The sequence below is a fragment of the Pseudomonas sp. S2_C03 genome, from assembly GCF_054668405.1.
Genome location: NZ_CP162766.1, coordinates 4,840,459 through 4,858,086 on the forward strand (window position 1 = coordinate 4,840,459; position 17,628 = coordinate 4,858,086).

14 protein-coding genes and 2 tRNA genes are annotated in these 17,628 nt (G+C 60.4%); 4 read left to right on the forward strand and 12 right to left on the reverse strand.

Annotation, left to right across the window (positions count from 1 at the left end):
* Nucleotides 1-27: 27 nt before the first annotated feature.
* The 6 genes from rplI to rnr all read right to left on the reverse strand — a co-directional run bounded on the left by rplI (nt 28) and on the right by rnr (nt 5,690).
* Nucleotides 28-474, reverse strand: coding sequence for a 50S ribosomal protein L9 (rplI, locus tag AB4N64_RS22315; protein WP_007973276.1), 447 nt, complete (start codon nt 472-474; stop codon nt 28-30).
* 19 nt (nt 475-493) lie between these two features.
* Complete coding sequence (locus AB4N64_RS22320) at nt 494-1,387, reverse strand: hypothetical protein (RefSeq protein WP_460118575.1); 894 nt, start codon at nt 1,385-1,387, stop codon at nt 494-496.
* 36 nt (nt 1,388-1,423) lie between these two features.
* The gene (gene rpsR / locus AB4N64_RS22325) at nt 1,424-1,654 is read right to left on the reverse strand and encodes a 30S ribosomal protein S18 (RefSeq protein WP_002551829.1); all 231 of its coding nucleotides are present in this window, start codon (nt 1,652-1,654) and stop codon (nt 1,424-1,426) included.
* 28 nt (nt 1,655-1,682) lie between these two features.
* Nucleotides 1,683-2,105 (reverse strand): 30S ribosomal protein S6, encoded by a 423-nt coding sequence (gene rpsF, locus AB4N64_RS22330; protein ID WP_037015709.1) that lies wholly within the window; start codon nt 2,103-2,105, stop codon nt 1,683-1,685.
* Between the two features lie 241 nt (nt 2,106-2,346).
* Nucleotides 2,347-3,093: a 23S rRNA (guanosine(2251)-2'-O)-methyltransferase RlmB gene (gene rlmB, locus AB4N64_RS22335; RefSeq protein ID WP_460118577.1), complete on the reverse strand. Its 747-nt coding sequence runs from the start codon at nt 3,091-3,093 to the stop codon at nt 2,347-2,349.
* Nucleotides 3,090-5,690 (reverse strand): ribonuclease R, encoded by a 2,601-nt coding sequence (gene rnr, locus AB4N64_RS22340; RefSeq protein ID WP_460118579.1) that lies wholly within the window; start codon nt 5,688-5,690, stop codon nt 3,090-3,092. The genes rlmB and rnr overlap by 4 nt, the downstream gene beginning before the upstream one ends.
* A 227-nt stretch (nt 5,691-5,917) precedes the next feature.
* On the opposite strand from rnr, the gene AB4N64_RS22345 reads away from it, so the two are divergent.
* The 4 genes from AB4N64_RS22345 to AB4N64_RS22360 all read left to right on the forward strand — a co-directional run bounded on the left by AB4N64_RS22345 (nt 5,918) and on the right by AB4N64_RS22360 (nt 9,144).
* Nucleotides 5,918-6,004, forward strand: a tRNA-Leu gene (locus tag AB4N64_RS22345).
* 166 nt (nt 6,005-6,170) lie between these two features.
* Nucleotides 6,171-6,257, forward strand: a tRNA-Leu gene (locus AB4N64_RS22350).
* 311 nt (nt 6,258-6,568) lie between these two features.
* The gene (locus AB4N64_RS22355) at nt 6,569-7,579 is read left to right on the forward strand and encodes an extracellular solute-binding protein (RefSeq protein ID WP_460118581.1); all 1,011 of its coding nucleotides are present in this window, start codon (nt 6,569-6,571) and stop codon (nt 7,577-7,579) included.
* Nucleotides 7,579-9,144 (forward strand): ABC transporter permease, encoded by a 1,566-nt coding sequence (locus tag AB4N64_RS22360; protein WP_460118583.1) that lies wholly within the window; start codon nt 7,579-7,581, stop codon nt 9,142-9,144. The genes AB4N64_RS22355 and AB4N64_RS22360 overlap by 1 nt, the downstream gene beginning before the upstream one ends.
* Before the next feature lie 94 nt (nt 9,145-9,238).
* Here AB4N64_RS22360 and AB4N64_RS22365 read toward each other — a convergent pair whose 3' ends face one another.
* From AB4N64_RS22365 to hflX, 6 genes are all read right to left on the reverse strand, one after another.
* The gene (locus tag AB4N64_RS22365; RefSeq protein ID WP_460118585.1) at nt 9,239-11,173 is read right to left on the reverse strand and encodes a methyl-accepting chemotaxis protein; all 1,935 of its coding nucleotides are present in this window, start codon (nt 11,171-11,173) and stop codon (nt 9,239-9,241) included.
* A gap of 161 nt (nt 11,174-11,334) precedes the next feature.
* Nucleotides 11,335-12,627, reverse strand: a complete 1,293-nt coding sequence (locus AB4N64_RS22370; RefSeq protein ID WP_460118587.1) for an adenylosuccinate synthase — start codon at nt 12,625-12,627, stop codon at nt 11,335-11,337.
* Nucleotides 12,628-12,681: 54 nt separating this feature from the next.
* Nucleotides 12,682-13,869 carry an ATP phosphoribosyltransferase regulatory subunit gene (locus AB4N64_RS22375; protein ID WP_460118589.1) on the reverse strand — a complete coding sequence of 396 codons (1,188 nt, stop codon included), beginning with the start codon at nt 13,867-13,869 and terminating at the stop codon, nt 12,682-12,684.
* Between the two features lie 313 nt (nt 13,870-14,182).
* Entirely contained in the window at nt 14,183-15,052 is an 870-nt protein-coding gene (gene hflC / locus AB4N64_RS22380) for a protease modulator HflC (protein ID WP_093227195.1), read from the reverse strand.
* Nucleotides 15,052-16,227 (reverse strand): FtsH protease activity modulator HflK, encoded by a 1,176-nt coding sequence (hflK, locus tag AB4N64_RS22385; protein ID WP_460118592.1) that lies wholly within the window; start codon nt 16,225-16,227, stop codon nt 15,052-15,054. The genes hflC and hflK overlap by 1 nt, the downstream gene beginning before the upstream one ends.
* 96 nt (nt 16,228-16,323) lie before the next feature.
* On the reverse strand, nt 16,324-17,625 hold the full coding sequence (gene hflX / locus AB4N64_RS22390) for a ribosome rescue GTPase HflX (protein ID WP_460118594.1): 1,302 nt from the start codon (nt 17,623-17,625) through the stop codon (nt 16,324-16,326).
* Between the last annotated feature and the right edge of the window lie 3 nt (nt 17,626-17,628).

Below are 17,628 nucleotides of genomic sequence, written 5' to 3' on the forward strand. Positions count from 1 at the left end.
GCAAGCCGCCAGCCGATCAGGTGTTGCTTAAGCTGCTACCACGACAACGCGTACGGTGGCTTCAACTTCAGCGTGCAGGTGCACGGCTACGTCGAATTCACCTACGTTGCGGATGGTGCCGTTCGGCAGACGAACTTCGCTCTTCTGCACTTCGACGCCGGAGGCGGTCAGTGCATCAGCGATGTCGTGGGTGCCGATCGAACCGAACAGCTTGCCTTCGTCACCGGCAGTGGCAGTGATGGTCACTTCCAGCTCAGCCAGTTGGGCGGCACGGCTTTCAGCCGATGCTTTACGGTCTGCTGCAGCTTTTTCCAGCTCAGCGCGACGCTCTTCGAACGCAGCCAGGTTGGCTGGGGTCGCAGCGGTAGCTTTGCCGTAAGGCAGCAGGTAGTTACGACCGTAACCAGCCTTAACGTTCACTTTGTCACCCAGGTTGCCCAGGTTGGTGACTTTTTCCAGAAGGATCAGTTGCATGTGGAAATCCTCTTAACTTTTAACCTTCACCGTTCGCGTTATCGGCGTCTTTCGGCGCCAGACGACCGCGAAAATCAATCAGGCTGTCGACGATGGCCAGGACCACCAGCAACGGATAGATCAGCTGCATGAACAGCAACAACGTGACGTACAACCCCACCAGCCAGAACCTGGCCAGTCGCTTTTGCGCCACCAGCCCGTGAATCAGGGCCAGCCCGGCGAACACCAGCGGTACACTGCACAACGGCGTCAACATGGCCATCTGCGGACCGATGTTCGGCCCCAGAAGCATGCACGCCAGCAGTAACATCGCCAGCCCCAGCGGGAATCGGATGGTGCGAAACTCGCGACCAAAACCACCCGGGTTATACAACAACGCCTGCCAGTAGCGCCCAACAAGCAGGCTCAGCACACTGACGATTTGCAACAAGGCCGCAATCAGGCCGGTCAGGACTGGTGCAATCAGCGACGCAAAATGCGCTTGCTCATCTACCGACAGCTTCTGGTAGACATCACCGAGTAGCGACGGCATGACCTTGATCAAGGCCTGCGCCAGCAACTCGATTTGGGGAGCAAAAACTGTCCCCAGCACCACTGCAAACACCACTCCCATCGCTATGCTGACCAGCAACACGCGGGTCCAGGATTCGCTTGCGCGCAAAACCAGCGCAAGACTCGAAGACCCCAACAGCACCAGAAGTGCCCGTGGGTCGTCGGAATACAGCCACCAGAGCAATGCCGGCAGCAGTCCCAGAGCAAGCACGCCAAGGGCGTCCTGCAATCCGCGCCGCAGGAGCACGAGACATCCAGCGGCAGCACCCAACCAATACAACAACGGCAATGCCGCGCATCCAGCCACTACGAGAGTGGCCTGCATACGGCCCCGCATGATGAACTCAGCCAAGGCACGCATGCATTCAATCCTTTGCTACGAGTCGACTACCCGGTCTCAGCGGCCGTGGCTGTCGGTGTAGGCCAGCAGGGCCAGGAAGCGGGCGCGCTTGATAGCGGTGGCCAGCTGACGCTGATAACGTGCTTTGGTACCGGTGATACGGCTTGGAACGATTTTGCCGGTCTCGGATACGTAAGCTTTCAGAGTGTTGAGATCTTTGTAATCGATCTCCTTCACGTCTTCAGCGGTGAAGCGGCAGAATTTACGACGACGGAAGAAACGTGCCATGTAATAGGCTCCTCAAAAGGTCCGTGGATTACTCGTCAGCGTTATCGCTGTTGTCGCTGTCATCACCATCAACGCCTTCGGCGTCGGAGTGCTCAGGACGGTCGCGACGCTCACGGCGCTCACTGCGGTTTTCTTCAGCCTTGAGCATCTCGGACTGGCCGGTAACGGCTTCGTCGCGACGGATGACCAGGTTACGGATCACTGCATCGTTGTAACGGAAGTTGTCTTCCAGCTCGGCCAGGGCCTTGCCAGTGCACTCAACGTTCAGCATCACGTAGTGAGCCTTGTGAACATTGTTGATTGCGTAGGCCAGTTGACGACGGCCCCAATCTTCCAGACGGTGGATTTTGCCGCCGTCTTCTTCGATCAGCTTGGTGTAACGCTCAACCATGCCGCCGACTTGCTCGCTTTGATCCGGGTGGACCAAAAAGATAATTTCGTAATGACGCATGAATGCTCCTTACGGGTTGTAGCCTGCCGCTCGAAGGCGGTCAGACAAGGAGTGAATGACACTTATGGACTTGCTTGCGAGAGACACATGCGTGCCTGCCGTCACAGCAAGGGGCGCAATTGTAGAGAAGGGAGGGGGGAGGCGCAAGGCAATTGGTGATTATTTGAACAATAGATGCAAGCTGCAAGCTACAAGCCTCAAGCAGATTGTCTGTTACTTGAGGCTTGCAGCTTAAAGCTCACTACTTGCGCGCAGCGCGCTGACGTTGCGCTTCGAACAGGCAGACCCCGGTCGCCACGGAGACGTTGAGGCTGCTGACGCTGCCGCTCATCGGCAAGTGCACCAGGTAATCGCACAGGTCGCGGGTCAGGCGACGCATGCCGCTGCCTTCAGCGCCCATGATAAGGATGGTCGGACCGGTCATGTCCTGCTGATACAGGCTCTGCTCGGCTTCACCCGCCGTACCCACGACCCACAAGCCACGCTGCTTGAGTTTTTCCAGGCTGCGCGCCAGGTTGGTCACGGCGACCAGTGGAATCACTTCCGCCGCCCCGCAGGCGACCTTGCGCACTGTCGGGGTCAGGGTAGCCGACTTGTCCTTGGGCACGATCACCGCCAGCGCACCGGCGGCATCGGCCGAACGCAGGCAAGCGCCCAGATTGTGCGGATCCGTCACACCGTCGAGCACTAACAGCAGCGGCGCACCGTCGGTACGATCGAGCAGTTCGTCGAGCATCGCTTCGCCCCAGACCTGGCTGGGACTCACTTCCGCCACCACGCCCTGATGCACGCCCTCAACCCAGGCATCCAGCTCGCGACGCTCGGCATTGCCGACCGGCACGCGGTTTTCGCCAGCGAGTGCAATCAGGTTTTGCAAGCGCGGCTCACTGCGGCCTTCGGCCAGCCAGATCTGCTTGACGCGCTTTGGGTGATGACGCAGCAACGCTTCTACGGCATGCACGCCGTAGATTTTTTCCAACTGACTCATGACTTCGCCTTCGGTTTACGCGCCCCGCCACTTTTGGCTGGAGCGGAACCCGCTTTTGGCGGGCCTTTACGGTGTTTGCTCGTTTTGCTCGCAGGCGCCTTGTCCGAGGTGGAACGCGAGGACTTGCCACCGCTTTTCGCTTCGGACAGCAACGCCTTTTTCATCTCGCGGCTTTTGCGCACCTCGGCGTTCTTCGCCGCGGCATCGCTCGAGCGGTAGGCCTCGGCAGGTTTTTCCTTGGCAGTGCGACGACCGGTTTTTGCCGCAGCCGGCTCAGACGCCTTGGTGGAAGCTGGCGCAGCCGTGTCGGCCCCGCGCTTCTTGCGACCGATCGGCGCGCTGATGGTTTTCTCAGCCATCTCGAAGTCGATCTTGCGCTCGTCGAGATCAACGCGCATCACGCGCACTTCGACCGTATCGCCCAGGCGGAAGCTGCGACCGGTGCGTTCACCCGCGAGGCGATGGTGCACAGGATCGAAGTGGTAGTAATCACCCGGCAACGCCGTGACATGCACCAAACCTTCGACGTAGATGTCGGTCAGTTCGACGAACAGGCCAAACCCGGTCACCGCAGTGATCACGCCCGGGAACGACTCGCCCACGCGGTCTTTCATGAACTCGCACTTGAGCCAGTTCACCACGTCACGAGTCGCTTCGTCGGCGCGACGCTCGTTCATCGAGCACTGTTCGCCCAGCTGCTCCAGCGCCGCCTCGTCGTAAGGGTAGATGCGAGCCTTGGGAATGCTCATCGCACCGGCCCGACGAACGTGCGGGGTGTTCTGCTTGGAGTGAATGACGCTACGGATCGCCCGATGCGTGAGCAGGTCCGGGTAGCGACGAATCGGCGAAGTGAAGTGGGTGTAGGCCTCGTAATTCAGGCCGAAGTGGCCCTGGTTATCGGAGGTGTACACCGCCTGGCTCAGCGAACGCAGCATCACGGTCTGGATCAGGTGGAAGTCCGGACGATCCTTGATGCCGGCCAGCAACGCCTGATAATCCTTGGGCGATGGACCGTCCTTGCCTTTGTGCAGGGACAGGCCCAACTCACCCAGGAAGGTACGCAGCTTTTCCAGGCGCTCAGGCGGCGGACCGTCGTGAACGCGGTACAGCGCAGGGATTTCGTGCTTCTGCAGGAATTCGGCGGTGGCCACGTTGGCGGCCAGCATGCATTCCTCGATCAGCTTGTGCGCGTCGTTGCGCACGGTCGGGCGAATTTCCGCGATCTTGCGCTCGGAACCGAAGATGATCCGGGTTTCCTGGGTTTCAAAATCGATCGCGCCACGCACATGGCGGGCAGCCAGCAACACCTTGTACAGCGCATAAAGCTGCTTGAGATGCGGCACGATATCGGTGTATTCACCACGCAGCTTGCGCGCCTCGGCGGCTTTGGGCGTTTCGAGCATGGCGCTGACCTTGTTGTAGGTCAGGCGTGCATGAGAGTGAATGACCGCTTCATAGAAGCAGTAATCGGTCATCTCACCGGTTTTCGAGATGGTCATCTCGCAAACCATGGCCAACCGGTCGACCATCGGGTTCAGCGAGCACAGGCCGTTGGACAACTGCTCGGGCAACATCGGAATCACGCGCTCGGGGAAGTACACCGAGTTACCGCGAACCTGGGCCTCGGCATCCAGCGCCGAACCGAGCTTCACGTAGCTGGAGACGTCGGCAATCGCCACGTACAGCTTCCAGCCACCGGAGAACAGGCGCAGCTTGCCCGGGCGGGCCTCGCAATACACCGCGTCATCGAAGTCGCGGGCATCTTCACCGTCGATGGTGACGAACGGCAGATGGCGCAGGTCGATGCGCTTCTCTTTATCCTTTTCTTCGACTTCCGGCTTGAGCTTGGCGGCTTCCTTGAGTACTGCATCGGGCCAGACGTGCGGAATATCGTAGGTGCGCAGAGCAATGTCGATCTCCATACCCGGCGCCATGTAGTTGCCCACGACTTCAATGACATCGCCCTGGGGCTGGAAGCGTGGCGTCGGCCAGTGGGTGATCTTCACTTCGACGAACTGACCGATGTCGGCGTTGGCGTTGCGACCCGGTGTCACCAGCACTTCCTGCTGGATCTTCGGATTGTCCGCCACCACGAAGCCGATACCGCCTTCTTCGAAGTAACGACCGACGATGGTTTCGTGAGCACGGGACACGACTTCGACGATCATGCCTTCACGACGACCGCGACGATCCAGGCCAGACACACGGGCCAATGCACGGTCACCATCGAACACCAGGCGCATTTGCGCGGGGCTCATGAACAAATCGTCACTGCCGTCGTCCGGCACCAGGAAGCCGAAACCATCGCGGTGACCGCTGATGCGGCCCAGGATCAAGTCGAGCTTGTCCACCGGCGCATAAGTGCCACGACGGGTATAAATGAGTTGAGCATCGCGCTCCATCGCGCGCAGTCGCCGGCGCAGCGCTTCGATCTGGTCTTCGGTGACCAAGCCGAACTCTTCGACCAACTGCTCGCGGTTAGCAGGCGAACCTCGATCAGCAAGGTGCTGAAGGATCAGTTCGCGGCTAGGAATAGGGTTTTCATATTTTTCCGCTTCACGAGCGGCCTCGGGATCGAGGGACTGCCAATCGGCCATTAGAGAGTTTTCACCTTGTCTATATACGCGTTAGTTTGGCATAGGCGTAATGAAACGGGAAATTTCGGACTGCATCGACTCGCCTAAAGCCCCTTTATGGACACCGCAGAGCTGGTAAAAATGCCGTCGGTAACATTTTTCATGTTTTTTTGAAGGCAGGGGTTTACAGTTAAAAAGACGCTCCGTATAGTGCGCGCCATCGACGACGCACTAGCGCTGCCGATACTGCCCAGATGGTGAAATTGGTAGACACGCCAGCTTCAGGTGCTGGTGACCTTACGGTCGTGGAAGTTCGAGTCTTCTTCTGGGCACCAATTTCGAGCTTGAGATTAGATCAATTTCAAGGCTCCCACAAAAACCCGCGAAAGCGGGTTTTTGCATTCTAAGCATTTGATTTATTAAAACCAAATCAGGGGTTTACAGATCAAAAAGCTCTCCGTATAGTGCGCCACATCAACAGCGGCAACGCTCGCGATGAATGCCCAGATGGTGAAATTGGTAGACACGCCAGCTTCAGGTGCTGGTGACCTTACGGTCGTGGAAGTTCGAGTCTTCTTCTGGGCACCAATTTCAAATTCAGGATCACGATTCTGAATTTCACAAAAACCCGCGAAAGCGGGTTTTTGCGTTTCTGCCCCCCCCCCCTGAAATCCCATACCCCCTGTAGGAGCGAGCATGCTCGCGATGGTCGCCCAGACACCGTTGAGTGTCAGGCAGCCAGCGCAATCGTTGACGACCATCGCGAGCATGCTCGCTCCTACAGGGTTCAGCTCCAGATCCATACCAAAGGCAATACCAACCCGCAAGGCGCACATGAGAAACAATATCGTTTATCATTGTTGCAAGTTTTTGCAATGCGACAGTGAGGAACCCTGCGAATGATGTTTCGAAATACCCTGCGCCGCGGCCTGACCTTCACCCTGCTCGGCCTGGCACTCGCTACTCCCCTCACCCAGGCTGCCGACCCGGTTTCCCTGACCCTTTATAACGGCCAACACAAGGAAGTCGGCGACGCCGTCGCCAAGGCGTTCGAGGCCAAGACCGGGATTCACGTCAATGTGCGCAAGGGCAGCAGCAACCAGCTGGCCAGCCAGGTCGTCGAAGAAGGCGATCGCTCTCCCGCCGACGTGATCTACACCGAAGAATCTCCCCCACTGAACAAACTCGGCGAGCAGGGCCTGCTGGCCCAGACCGACGCTGCCACCCTCGCCGTCCTGCCCAAAGACTACGTCGCAAGCAATGGCACCTGGATCGGCGTGACCGCGCGGGTTCGTGTGGTGGCCTTCAACCCGAAACTGATCGATGAAAAAGACCTGCCCAAGTCGGTAATGGAATTTTCCGACCCGAAATGGCAAGGCAAGGTTGGCTTCGTGCCTACCAGCGGCGCGTTCCAGGAACAGGCCGTCGCCATCATCAAGGTGCACGGCATGGACGCGGCCGAGGAATGGCTGACTGGGCTGCGCGCCTTCGGCAAGACGTACAGCAACAACATGGTCGCACTCAAGGCCGTGGAAAACGGTGAAGTCGCCACTGTCCTGGTGAACAACTATTACTGGTTCGCCCTGCAGCGTGAAAAAGGCCAGCTTGATTCGAAACTGCATTATTTCACCGGCGGCGACGTCGGCGGGCTGATCACCGTTTCCAGCGCGGCCGTCCTGAAATCCAGCAAGCATCCCAAAGAAGCCCAGCAGTTGCTCGCCTACATGGCCAGCGAAGAAGGCCAGCGCGTGATCACCCAGACCACCGCCGAGTACCCGCTGCACAAAGGCATGGAGTCGGATCGCGGTCTCAAGCCCTTCAGCGAGCTGCAAGCCCCCAACGTCACGCCGGCCGACCTCGGCAACGCTGAAGAAGCCCTGGACCTGGAACGCGACGTTGGCTTGAACTGATGAGCGCATCGTTATCTGCCCCCGCCGCGCGCGGGGGTCATGTGCCACGGCGCAAGCGGCCGTCGATCTGGTTGCTGCTGCCAGTGTTGTTGCTGGTGCTACTGAGCCTGTTGCCGCTGGTCTATGTCGGCCTGAAAACCTGGCAGGCCGGCTGGGCCGAGGCACTGCACCTGTTGTGGCGACCTTATGTGTTCGGCCTGTTGCGCAATACGCTGGCATTGATGGCGGGCGTGACGGTGGCCTGCGGCATCATCGGCCTTTCGCTGGCCTGGCTGCTGGAGCGCAGCAATTTGCCGGGACGGCGACTGTGGGGGGTGATCCTCTGCCTGCCGTTCGCCGTGCCGGCGTTTGTCAGCAGCTTTACCTGGGTTTCCCTGAGCGCGCATTTCGAAGGCCTGGGCGGCGCCATCCTGGTGATGACCCTGTCCAAATACCCACTGATCTTCCTGCCGGTAGCGGCCACGCTGCGTAATCTCGACCCATCCCTGGAAGAATCTGCCCGCACATTGGGTCAGAACCGCTGGGGCGTGTTCTTCAAGATCACCCTGCCGCTGCTCTGGCCATCCCTGCTGGCCGGCTCGCTGCTCATCGCACTGCACATGCTTGTGGAGTTCGGCGCGCTGTCGATCATCGGCCTGCAAACCTTTACCACGGCGATCTATCAGCAGTTCGAGCTGGAGTTCAGCAATGCCAACGCGGCAATGCTGTCCGCCGTACTGCTGGCGCTGTGCCTGATGCTGTTGTGGCTCGAGCTACGGATGCGTGGCAAGGGCCGCCACGTGCGCACCGGCCAGGGTGCGGCACGACGTGCAGAGCAGGTTCGGCTTGGGCATTGGGCTGTCGCCGGGCAACTTTACTGCCTGGCGCTGGCGATCATCGGCAGCGGCATTCCCTTGGGCATGCTGGCGTATTGGTTGATGGTGGGTTCCTCGGCGGCGTTTCCCGTGGCCGCGATCACCGAGGCGCTCCTGTCGTCACTCGCGCTGTCTCTGGGTGGCGCCGCGCTGTGCCTGGTGCTGGCGGTGCCGGTGGGACTGCTGGTGGTGCGCCACAAGGGTCGACTGGCCATCTGGGCTGAGCGCCTGCCTTATCTGTTGCATGCGCTGCCGGGACTGGTGATTGCCCTGACCCTGGTGTATTTCGCCCTGCATTACGTGCCGGTGCTCTACCAGACCTCGGCATTGCTGCTGATTGCGTATGCTCTGCTGTTCCTGCCGCTGGCACAGGCGCCGATTCGCACGGCACTGAACAAGGCCGCGCCGCAACTGGAAGAAGCCGCCCGCACCTTGGGCGCATCATCGTTCAGCGCATTTTGCCGCATCACCTTGCCGATCATCTTCCCGGCACTAGGGGCGGCGTTTGCGCTGGTGTTCCTGGACGCGATGAAGGAATTGACGGCGACCCTGCTGCTAAGCCCCACGGGGCTCAACACTTTGGCAACAGAGGTTTGGGCGCACACGGCGAATGTGGAGTTTGCAGCGGCAGCGCCTTATGCGGCGCTGTTGATTGTGGTGTCGGGGTTGCCGGTTTATCTGTTGACGACGCGGATGTATCTGAACCGCTGATACCGCTATCGCGGGCAAGCCCGCTCCTACAGGAAATCGCATTCCAAACTGTAGGAGCGTGCTTGCCCGCGATGGCGGCCTTACAGACTACACATCAAGCCCTGAACTGTCCCAGGCTGGCCTTGAGCTGCGCTGCCAACCCATCGAGCACCTTGCCGCTCTCGGTCGTCTCTACCACCGCCTGAGCCGCTTTCTCGGCCTGGGCATGAATGGTTTCCACGCGCCCGCGTACAGCCTGCGCACCCTGCGCCTGATGCGCCGCGGCCTGCGTGGCCAGGCCAATCGCCGCATGCACCTGCTCGACCGACACCTGCACCGTTTGTTGCAGGCGCGCGCTGTCACGCAACACCAGCAGACCTTCGCTGGCCTGGCGCCCGGCCTGGCCAATCGCAGCAACAGCCTCCCGCGCACCTTGCTGCAAGGCGACGATGTGCGCCTGGATGTCACCGGTGGAGCTTTGGGTTTTGCTCGCCAACGCCCGCACTTCATCCGCCACCACGGCGAAGCCACGACCGGTTTCACCGGCGCGCGCCGCCTCGATGGCCGCGTTCAGCGCCAGCAGGTTGGTTTGCTCGGCGATGCCGTGGATCACGGTCAGCACCACTTCAATCTGCTCACTCTGCTGCGCCAGTCGCTCAATCACCTTGGCGCCGGTATCGACTTGCTCGGCCAGCGCCTCGATCAGGCCGCCGACTTTCGCCGAGGTGCGGGTATTTTCGTCGGTGGCCGAACGAATCTCCACCACCTGCTGCAAGGCCGCCTGCATGGCATGACTTTCGGACTGCGCCTCATCGGCCATTTGCGACAACGCGCGCAGGCTCTCGGCCACCTCGTCGCGCTGCATACCGGCCGCCGCATCGGCACCGGCGTTGCGCAAGGTCATGGCGCCGATCTCGACGCCCGTGCGCTGGGCGACATCGCCCGCTTCACGCACGATGGGCTGCAACTTATCCACAAAGCGATTGACCGCCGACGCCATGTCGCCGATCTCGTCCTTGCTGTTGATCTGCACGCGCTTGGTCAAGTCGCCCTCGCCGGCCGCCAGGTCGTCCATGGCGATGATCAGCATCTTCAAACGATTGACCACCCGACGACCGAGCACGACGGCCAGCAGCAGCAACACGCCGCACCCCACCAAGGCCAGGCCCATGCCAATGCGCCAGCGCAAGGTCGCTGCCGCTTCCTGCACGGTTTCGGTGGTATTGGCTTTCATGTCCGCAGCAGTGGACTGAGCGGAAGCCAGCCGTGCGCGCATGGCGGTGGCACTGTCGGCCGCCGCGCCCTTGAGGCTGTCGCCCACCAGTTGATCGCTGTTGGCAATCAGCGCTTCGAAGCGTTTATCCAGCGCCGCCAGATCCGTTTCCACCGAAGCGGTGGAGACCCCCATCAGCACCTTGCCGATTTCCACGCCATTGGGGTTGATGGACGCTTCAACGTAGTAGACCGACGGATCGTTTTTCGCTGCATCCAGCACCTTGTCCAGGGCACGTTCGCCCTGGCCTTTTTCCAGCAGTGCCTTGTTGATCGGATTTTCGCGATTGAGGTAGCGCGTCAGGTGCTGGCCGGTCGCATCGTCATAGACGACGAACAGCACGTTGGGATTGCGCTGGGCGCGACGGGCGAATTCGGACAGGGTCGGCACGTCGTTGTCCCACATGGCGCGGGGCGCGACCGAGGCCAGGAGCTGCGCCATATCACTGGCGGAGTCCTTCAGGTCTTTTTCCAGGGTCGCCCGCAGCTGCGATTGCTCCTCTTCCAGACGCGAAGACAAGCCGGCAGTGAGCCGCTGGCGCGTACTGGCGGAGAGGCTGTCGAGGCTCGACGTGACTTCGCGTCCCGCCTGCTCGAGCTCGGTGGACAGTTTTTGGCTGTCGGCGCCCAGGCGAACGCCCAGATCGGCCTCCAGCGCAGTCACCGTGCTGCGTGTCAGGGCGACCGCAACCAGCACTTGCACCAAAAGAGCGATACCAAGGGTAACGAACACAGGCCGCAAAAGACGGCTTTGTAACAGGGAAAGAACGGCCGACACAGGTAATCCCTCTGCTTTGACGCCATTAAATTGATGGCACGGAGGCAGCCATCCTTTTTTATTGAGCTTTTTTAAATTCAGAGCAAAGGTCGTGCCGTCCTACAGACAGATACGACAAAGGGCCCAAATAAGGGCCCTTTGTCTTTTACATCAATGACTTATTAAGCGAACGGATGACGCAGAACGATGGTTTCGTTGCGGTCCGGGCCCGTCGAAATAATGTCGATCGGCGCGCCGACCAGTTCTTCGATGCGCTTGATGTAGTTGCGAGCGGCTTGCGGCAGCTCTTCCAGGGTCTTGGCGCCGAGGGTCGACTCGGTCCAGCCTGGCATCTGCTCGTACACAGGCTCCAGGCCGATGTAGCTGTCGGCGTCGGTTGGAGCGTCAATCACCGCACCGTCCTGGTTCTTGTAGCCAATGCAGATGTTGATGGTTTCCAGGCCGTCCAGTACGTCCAGCTTGGTCAGGCACAGGCCCGAGATGCTGTTGACGTCGATGGCGCGACGCAGGATGACGGCATCGAACCAGCCGCAACGACGGGCGCGACCGGTGGTTGCACCGAATTCGTGGCCACGCTTGGCCAGGAATGCACCGATGTCATCGAACAGCTCGGTCGGGAACGGACCTGAACCGACACGAGTGGTGTAGGCCTTGGTGATACCCAGGATGTAGTCGATGAAGCGCGGACCCACGCCGGAACCGGTGGCGATACCGCCGGCGGTGGTGTTGGAGCTGGTGACATACGGGTAGGTACCGTGGTCGATGTCCAGAAGGGAACCCTGGGCGCCCTCGAACATGATGTCCTTGCCCGCGCGACGCAGCTCGTGCAGCTCGGCGGTGACGTCGAGCATCATCGGCTTGAGCAACTCGGCGTATTCCATGCACTCATCCAGGGTTTTCTGGAAGTCGATGGCCGGCTCTTTGTAGTAATTGACCAGGACAAAGTTGTGGTAGTCCAGCAACTCGCCCAGCTTGGCGGCGAAACGCTCGCGGTGGAACAGATCACCGATGCGCAGGCCACGACGTGCAACCTTGTCTTCGTATGCCGGGCCGATGCCGCGACCGGTGGTGCCGATCTTCATCTCGCCACGAGCCTTTTCGCGGGCCTGGTCCAGCGCCACGTGATAGGACAGGATCAGCGGGCAGGAAGGGCTGATGCGCAGGCGATCACGCACCGGCACACCCTTCTCTTCCAGCTTGGTGATTTCCCGCATCAGAGCGTCGGGCGCAACCACCACGCCGTTACCGATCAGGCACTGTACGCCTTCGCGCAGCACGCCCGACGGGATCAGGTGCAAGACGGTTTTCTCACCGTCGATCACCAGCGTGTGACCCGCGTTGTGGCCACCCTGGTAGCGCACTACGGCGGCAGCATGTTCGGTCAGCAGATCAACGATCTTGCCTTTGCCCTCATCACCCCACTGGGTGCCCAGGACTACGACATTCTTACCCATAACACTTGTCCTCATTCGCGCAAACTTGGTGCCGGCGGCGGCCGGCAGGAAAACTCAAGAGGCCAGTGGCGATACTTGCCAAAGCCCGTTCTGCTGAATCAATTGCCGGTCGCAGTCCGCTTCACGGGCGGCGGCCAAAGGCTGCCCAGGCAATGCCTGGACAACACGCTGACCCTCACTGCGCAACTGGCAAACCTGCTGCCAGAGTGCCGCATCCGTACTGTCAGGCATCCAGATACCGCCAGACGGTAGCTCGATCTCAGCACGCCCCAGGGTCACCAGGGTTTTCAAATCGGTGGAGAAGCCGGTTGCCGGACGGGCACGACCGAAGTCGGCACCGATGTCGTCGTAACGACCACCCTGGGCAATGGACTGGCCAACACCCGGTACGAACACGGCGAACACAACACCGGTGTGGTAGTGATAACCGCGCAACTCGCCCAGGTCGAAATACAGCGGCAGATCCGGGAAACGGCTGGACAGGCGCTCGGCTATCGCCAGCAAATCGTCCAACGCCGCCAGCACGGGTGCCGGCGCCTTGGCGAGGCGCTCACGAGCCGCCACCAGCACTTCACGGCCGCCACACAGGTCAACCAGCGCGCGCAGCATGTCGGACAGTTCTGCCGGCAGGCCTTCGGTCAAGGTAATGACCTCGTCGATGGCCTTGCGTTGCAACGCATCGAACAACTGCTGCTCGACTTCACCGGACAGGCCTGCCGCACGGGCCAGGCCGCGGTAGATGCCAACATGCCCGAGGTCCATGTGCACGTCCGGCACATCGGCCAGTTGCAGCATGGCGAGCATCAGGCTGATGACTTCGACGTCACTGCTCGGGCTGGCATCGCCGTACAACTCGGCACCCAACTGGATCGGGCTGCGCGAGGATGACAAGGCGCGCGGCTGGGCGTGCAGCACGCTACCGGCATAGCACAGGCGATTGGGGCCTTCGCGACGCAAGGTGTGCGCATCGATGCGCGCCACCTGCGGCGTGATATCCGCCCGGAAACCCATCTGCCGACCCGATTGCGGGTCGATGACCTTGAAGGTACGCAGATCCAGGTCCTGGCCCGCGCCGGTCAGCAGGGATTCCAGGTACTCGATATGGGGAGTCACGACAAACTCGTAACCCCAGCTCTGGAACAGATCCAACACCTGGCGACGCGCGACTTCTATGCGCGCCGCCTCCGGTGGCAGTACTTCTTCGATGCCATCTGGCAGCAGCCAGCGGTCTACCGTTGCCATTACGCCATTCCCCTATGATCCGGGCGGCAAGCCTTGGGGCGAGCCTTGAGTGAAGCAGAAAATGCCTGGCCCTGCGAAAACACGCGCAAGAGCAACGAAGCGAAAAGCCTGAATTCGGGCTTCGCCAAACACTTTCCTCGTAAAACCTGTCGAGCCAACGGGCCCGGACATCTGCAAAAAAACAGCAATCAAACGTGCAGACGCAAAAAAGCCGGGAATTTCCCGGCTGCCGCATCATACACACGTTTTCCCAAAGGATCACCCCGCCGAAGGTTTTAGCCGCCCGGCGGGGGCGATTTCGGTCAACGCCGTATCAAGGCTTGGCTTTTTCCAGGTAGTGGAAGAAGTCGCTGCTTGGGTCCAGGACCATGACGTCGGATTTGTTCGCGAAGCTTTCACGGTAGGCGCGCAGGCTACGGTAGAACGCGTAGAACTCCTGGTCCTGGCCGTAGGCCTTGGAATAGATCGCTGCGGCCTGGGCATCGCCGTCACCGCGGATCTCTTCCGATTCACGATAGGCTTCAGCCAGCAGCACGCGGCGTTGACGATCGGCGTCGGCACGGATGCCTTCTGCCAGCTCGTTACCCTTGGCGCGGTGCTCGCGAGCTTCACGCTCACGCTCGGTGCTCATACGCTCGAACACGCTGCGGTTCACTTCCTTGGGCAGGTCGATGGTCTTGACGCGAACGTCGACCACTTCGATACCCAGTTCCTTTTCGGCCATCTTGTTCAGCGAAGAGGTGATGTCCGCCATGAGCGCATCACGCTCACCGGATACCACTTCGTGCAGGGTGCGCTTACCGAACTGGTCACGCAGGCCCGATTCCAGACGACGGGACAGACGCTCGTCGGCGATCTGCTTGAGGCCGGAAGTCGCGGTGTAGAAACGCTCGGCGTCCTTCACACGCCACTTGGCGTAGGCATCGACCATCACGGCTTTCTTTTCCAGGGTCAGGAAGCGCTGTGTCGGTGCATCCAGCGTCATCAGGCGAGCGTCGAACTTGCGCACCTGGTTAACGTAAGGCACTTTCACATGCAGCCCCGGCTGGACATCAGCCTGAACCACGCGTCCGAACTGCAGCAACACCGCGCGCTCGGTCTGAGCCACGATGTAGAAGCAGTTCCAGGCAGCGATCGCCACAACGACGCCAACAATAAGGGCGATCAGCGATTTATTGCTCATCAGCGACTCTCCCTGGTACGTGCCTGCTGTTGCTGCAGATCAGCTGCGGCACGCGCATTTGCTTCATTGCTGGTCGCTGCCGCACTGTTGACCGGTGCGTTGGTGCTGCGACCACTGCTGTCGATCATCTTGTCCAGCGGCAGGTAAAGCAGGTTGCTCTGGCCGTTCTTGTTGCCGGTCACGAGTACCTTGCTGGTACTGCTGAAGACTTCCTGCATGGTGTCCAGGTACAGACGCTGACGTGTAACCTCAGGCGCCTTGCGGTACTCGGCCACCAGCTTGGTGAAGCGGTCAGCCTCACCCTTGGCACGCGAGACGGTTTCGTCGCGGTAGCCGTTGGCGTCTTCAAGGATGCGCTGGGCCTGACCACGGGCTTCCGGCACGACGCCGTTGGCATAGGTTTCCGCCTGGTTGCGCGAACGCTGCTCGTCTTCACGGGCACGGATCACGTCATCGAAGGCTTCCTGCACTTCACGCGGTGCCGCTGCGCTCTGTACGTTGACCTGGGTAACGGTGATACCGGTGCGATAGGTATCCATGAAGCGTTGCAGACGCTCCTTGATTTCGCTCGCCATCAATTCACGACCTTCGGTCAACACCTGGTCCATCGCAGTGGAACCCACCACGTGGCGCAAGGCGCTGTCAGTCGCGTGCTGCAGGCTGATTTCCGGCTGATCGACGCTCAGCACGAAGTCCTGCAGGTTGCTGATCTTGTACTGCACGGTCAGCGGCACTTCGACGATGTTCTCGTCTTCGGTGAGCATCTGGCCCTGCTTGGTGTACGCACGCTCACGCGTGACGTTTTCCATGTACTTCTTGTCGATCGGCGGGAAATAGATGTTCAGGCCCGGGCCAACCGTTTCGTAGTACTTGCCGAAGCGCAGCACCACGGCTTGCTCCTGCTCGTCCACGACATAAACGGCGCTGTACAGCCAGACGGCCGCCAGCACGACCAGGCCGATGCCGAGTATGCCGCCAAAGCCGCCACTCTTGCCGGAACCACCGCCGTCATCACCGCGTTTTTTACCACCACCGAACAACCCGTTCAGGCTTTCCTGCAGCTTTCGGAAGGCCTCGTCGAGATCTGGTGGCCCCTTGCGGTCGCCGTTATTGCGGCGCTTGCCACCCCAAGGATCCTGATTATTCGAGTTGCCACCCGGCTCATTCCAAGCCATAGCGCTCTCCATCTGATAAAGCAAAGACGCACCCACGGCGCGCCGACCAATGCTACAGAATGCCTGTCCCTGCGGCACAACCGCTTTCTCAGGCTTTTATTGCAAAGTGTGTTGCTCGATGAATTCCATCGGTTGCATGCCTTCGCGGCTCACCAGTCGATTCAACTCGACGCGTGGCAAACGAACGGCCAGCAGGCAGATGCCTTCTTCGTCATGCTCTTCTTTCTGTACAGCACCGATTTCAAAAAACTGCGCACGCAGTCGAGCAAAACGTTGCGGCAAGCGCAAGGTGCCCACGAACAAATCATCGCCGAGCAATTCGGCCACGGCCTGCTTGAGCAAGTCCAGACCGGTACCGTCCCTGGCCGACAACCAGACCCGCTGCGGCTTGCCATCGGCATCGCGCTGGATCTGCGGCTCCACGCCCTCGAGCAAATCGAGTTTGTTGTATACCTCGAGGATCGGCAAGTCCTGCGCCCCGATCTCCCCGAGCACTACCATGACCTGTTCAATCTGGGCCATACGCTCGGGTTCATGGGCGTCGATCACGTGCAGCAGCAGGTCGGAGTTGCTCGACTCCTCGAGCGTAGCCCGAAATGCCTCGACCAGTTTGTGCGGCAGGTGACGGATGAACCCCACGGTATCGGCCAGCACGATGGGGCCGAGGTCGTCGAGTTCGAGGCGGCGCAGTGTCGGGTCGAGGGTGGCGAAGAGCTGGTCCGCGGCAAACACTTCGGAATCGGTCACCGAGTTGAACAGCGTCGATTTGCCGGCGTTGGTATAACCCACCAGTGAAACCGTCGGAATTTCCGCGCGCTTGCGCCCGCGCCGAGACTGCTCGCGCTGGCTGCGAACCTTTTCCAGGCGCCCCTTGATCTGCCGCAGGCGAACCCGCAACAGGCGCCGGTCGGTTTCCAGCTGTGTTTCACCCGGACCGCGCAGGCCGATACCGCCCTTCTGCCGCTCAAGGTGAGTCCAGCCACGAACCAGGCGCGTGCTCATGTGCTCAAGCTGGGCCAGTTCAACCTGGAGCTTGCCTTCATGGGTACGGGCGCGTTGGGCGAAGATATCGAGAATCAGACCCGTGCGGTCGATCACGCGACACTCGAAAACACGTTCGAGGTTACGTTCCTGACTGGGCGTGAGGATGTGATTGAAAATAACCAGTTCTACCTGTTCGGCTTTGACCAGGTCGCGCAACTCCTCGACCTTGCCGCTGCCAATCAGGTATTTGGCGGTTGGCCGATTACGCGGCACGTTGAAAAACGCCGCGGTCTCGGCACCAGCCGATGCCGCCAACTCCTGAAACTCCTGCGGATCTTCGCGCGCCTCAGGGTCCTGACCATCCAAGTGAACGAGAATGGCTCGCTCCCCACCACCGTGGCGCTCAAAGAACAAAGG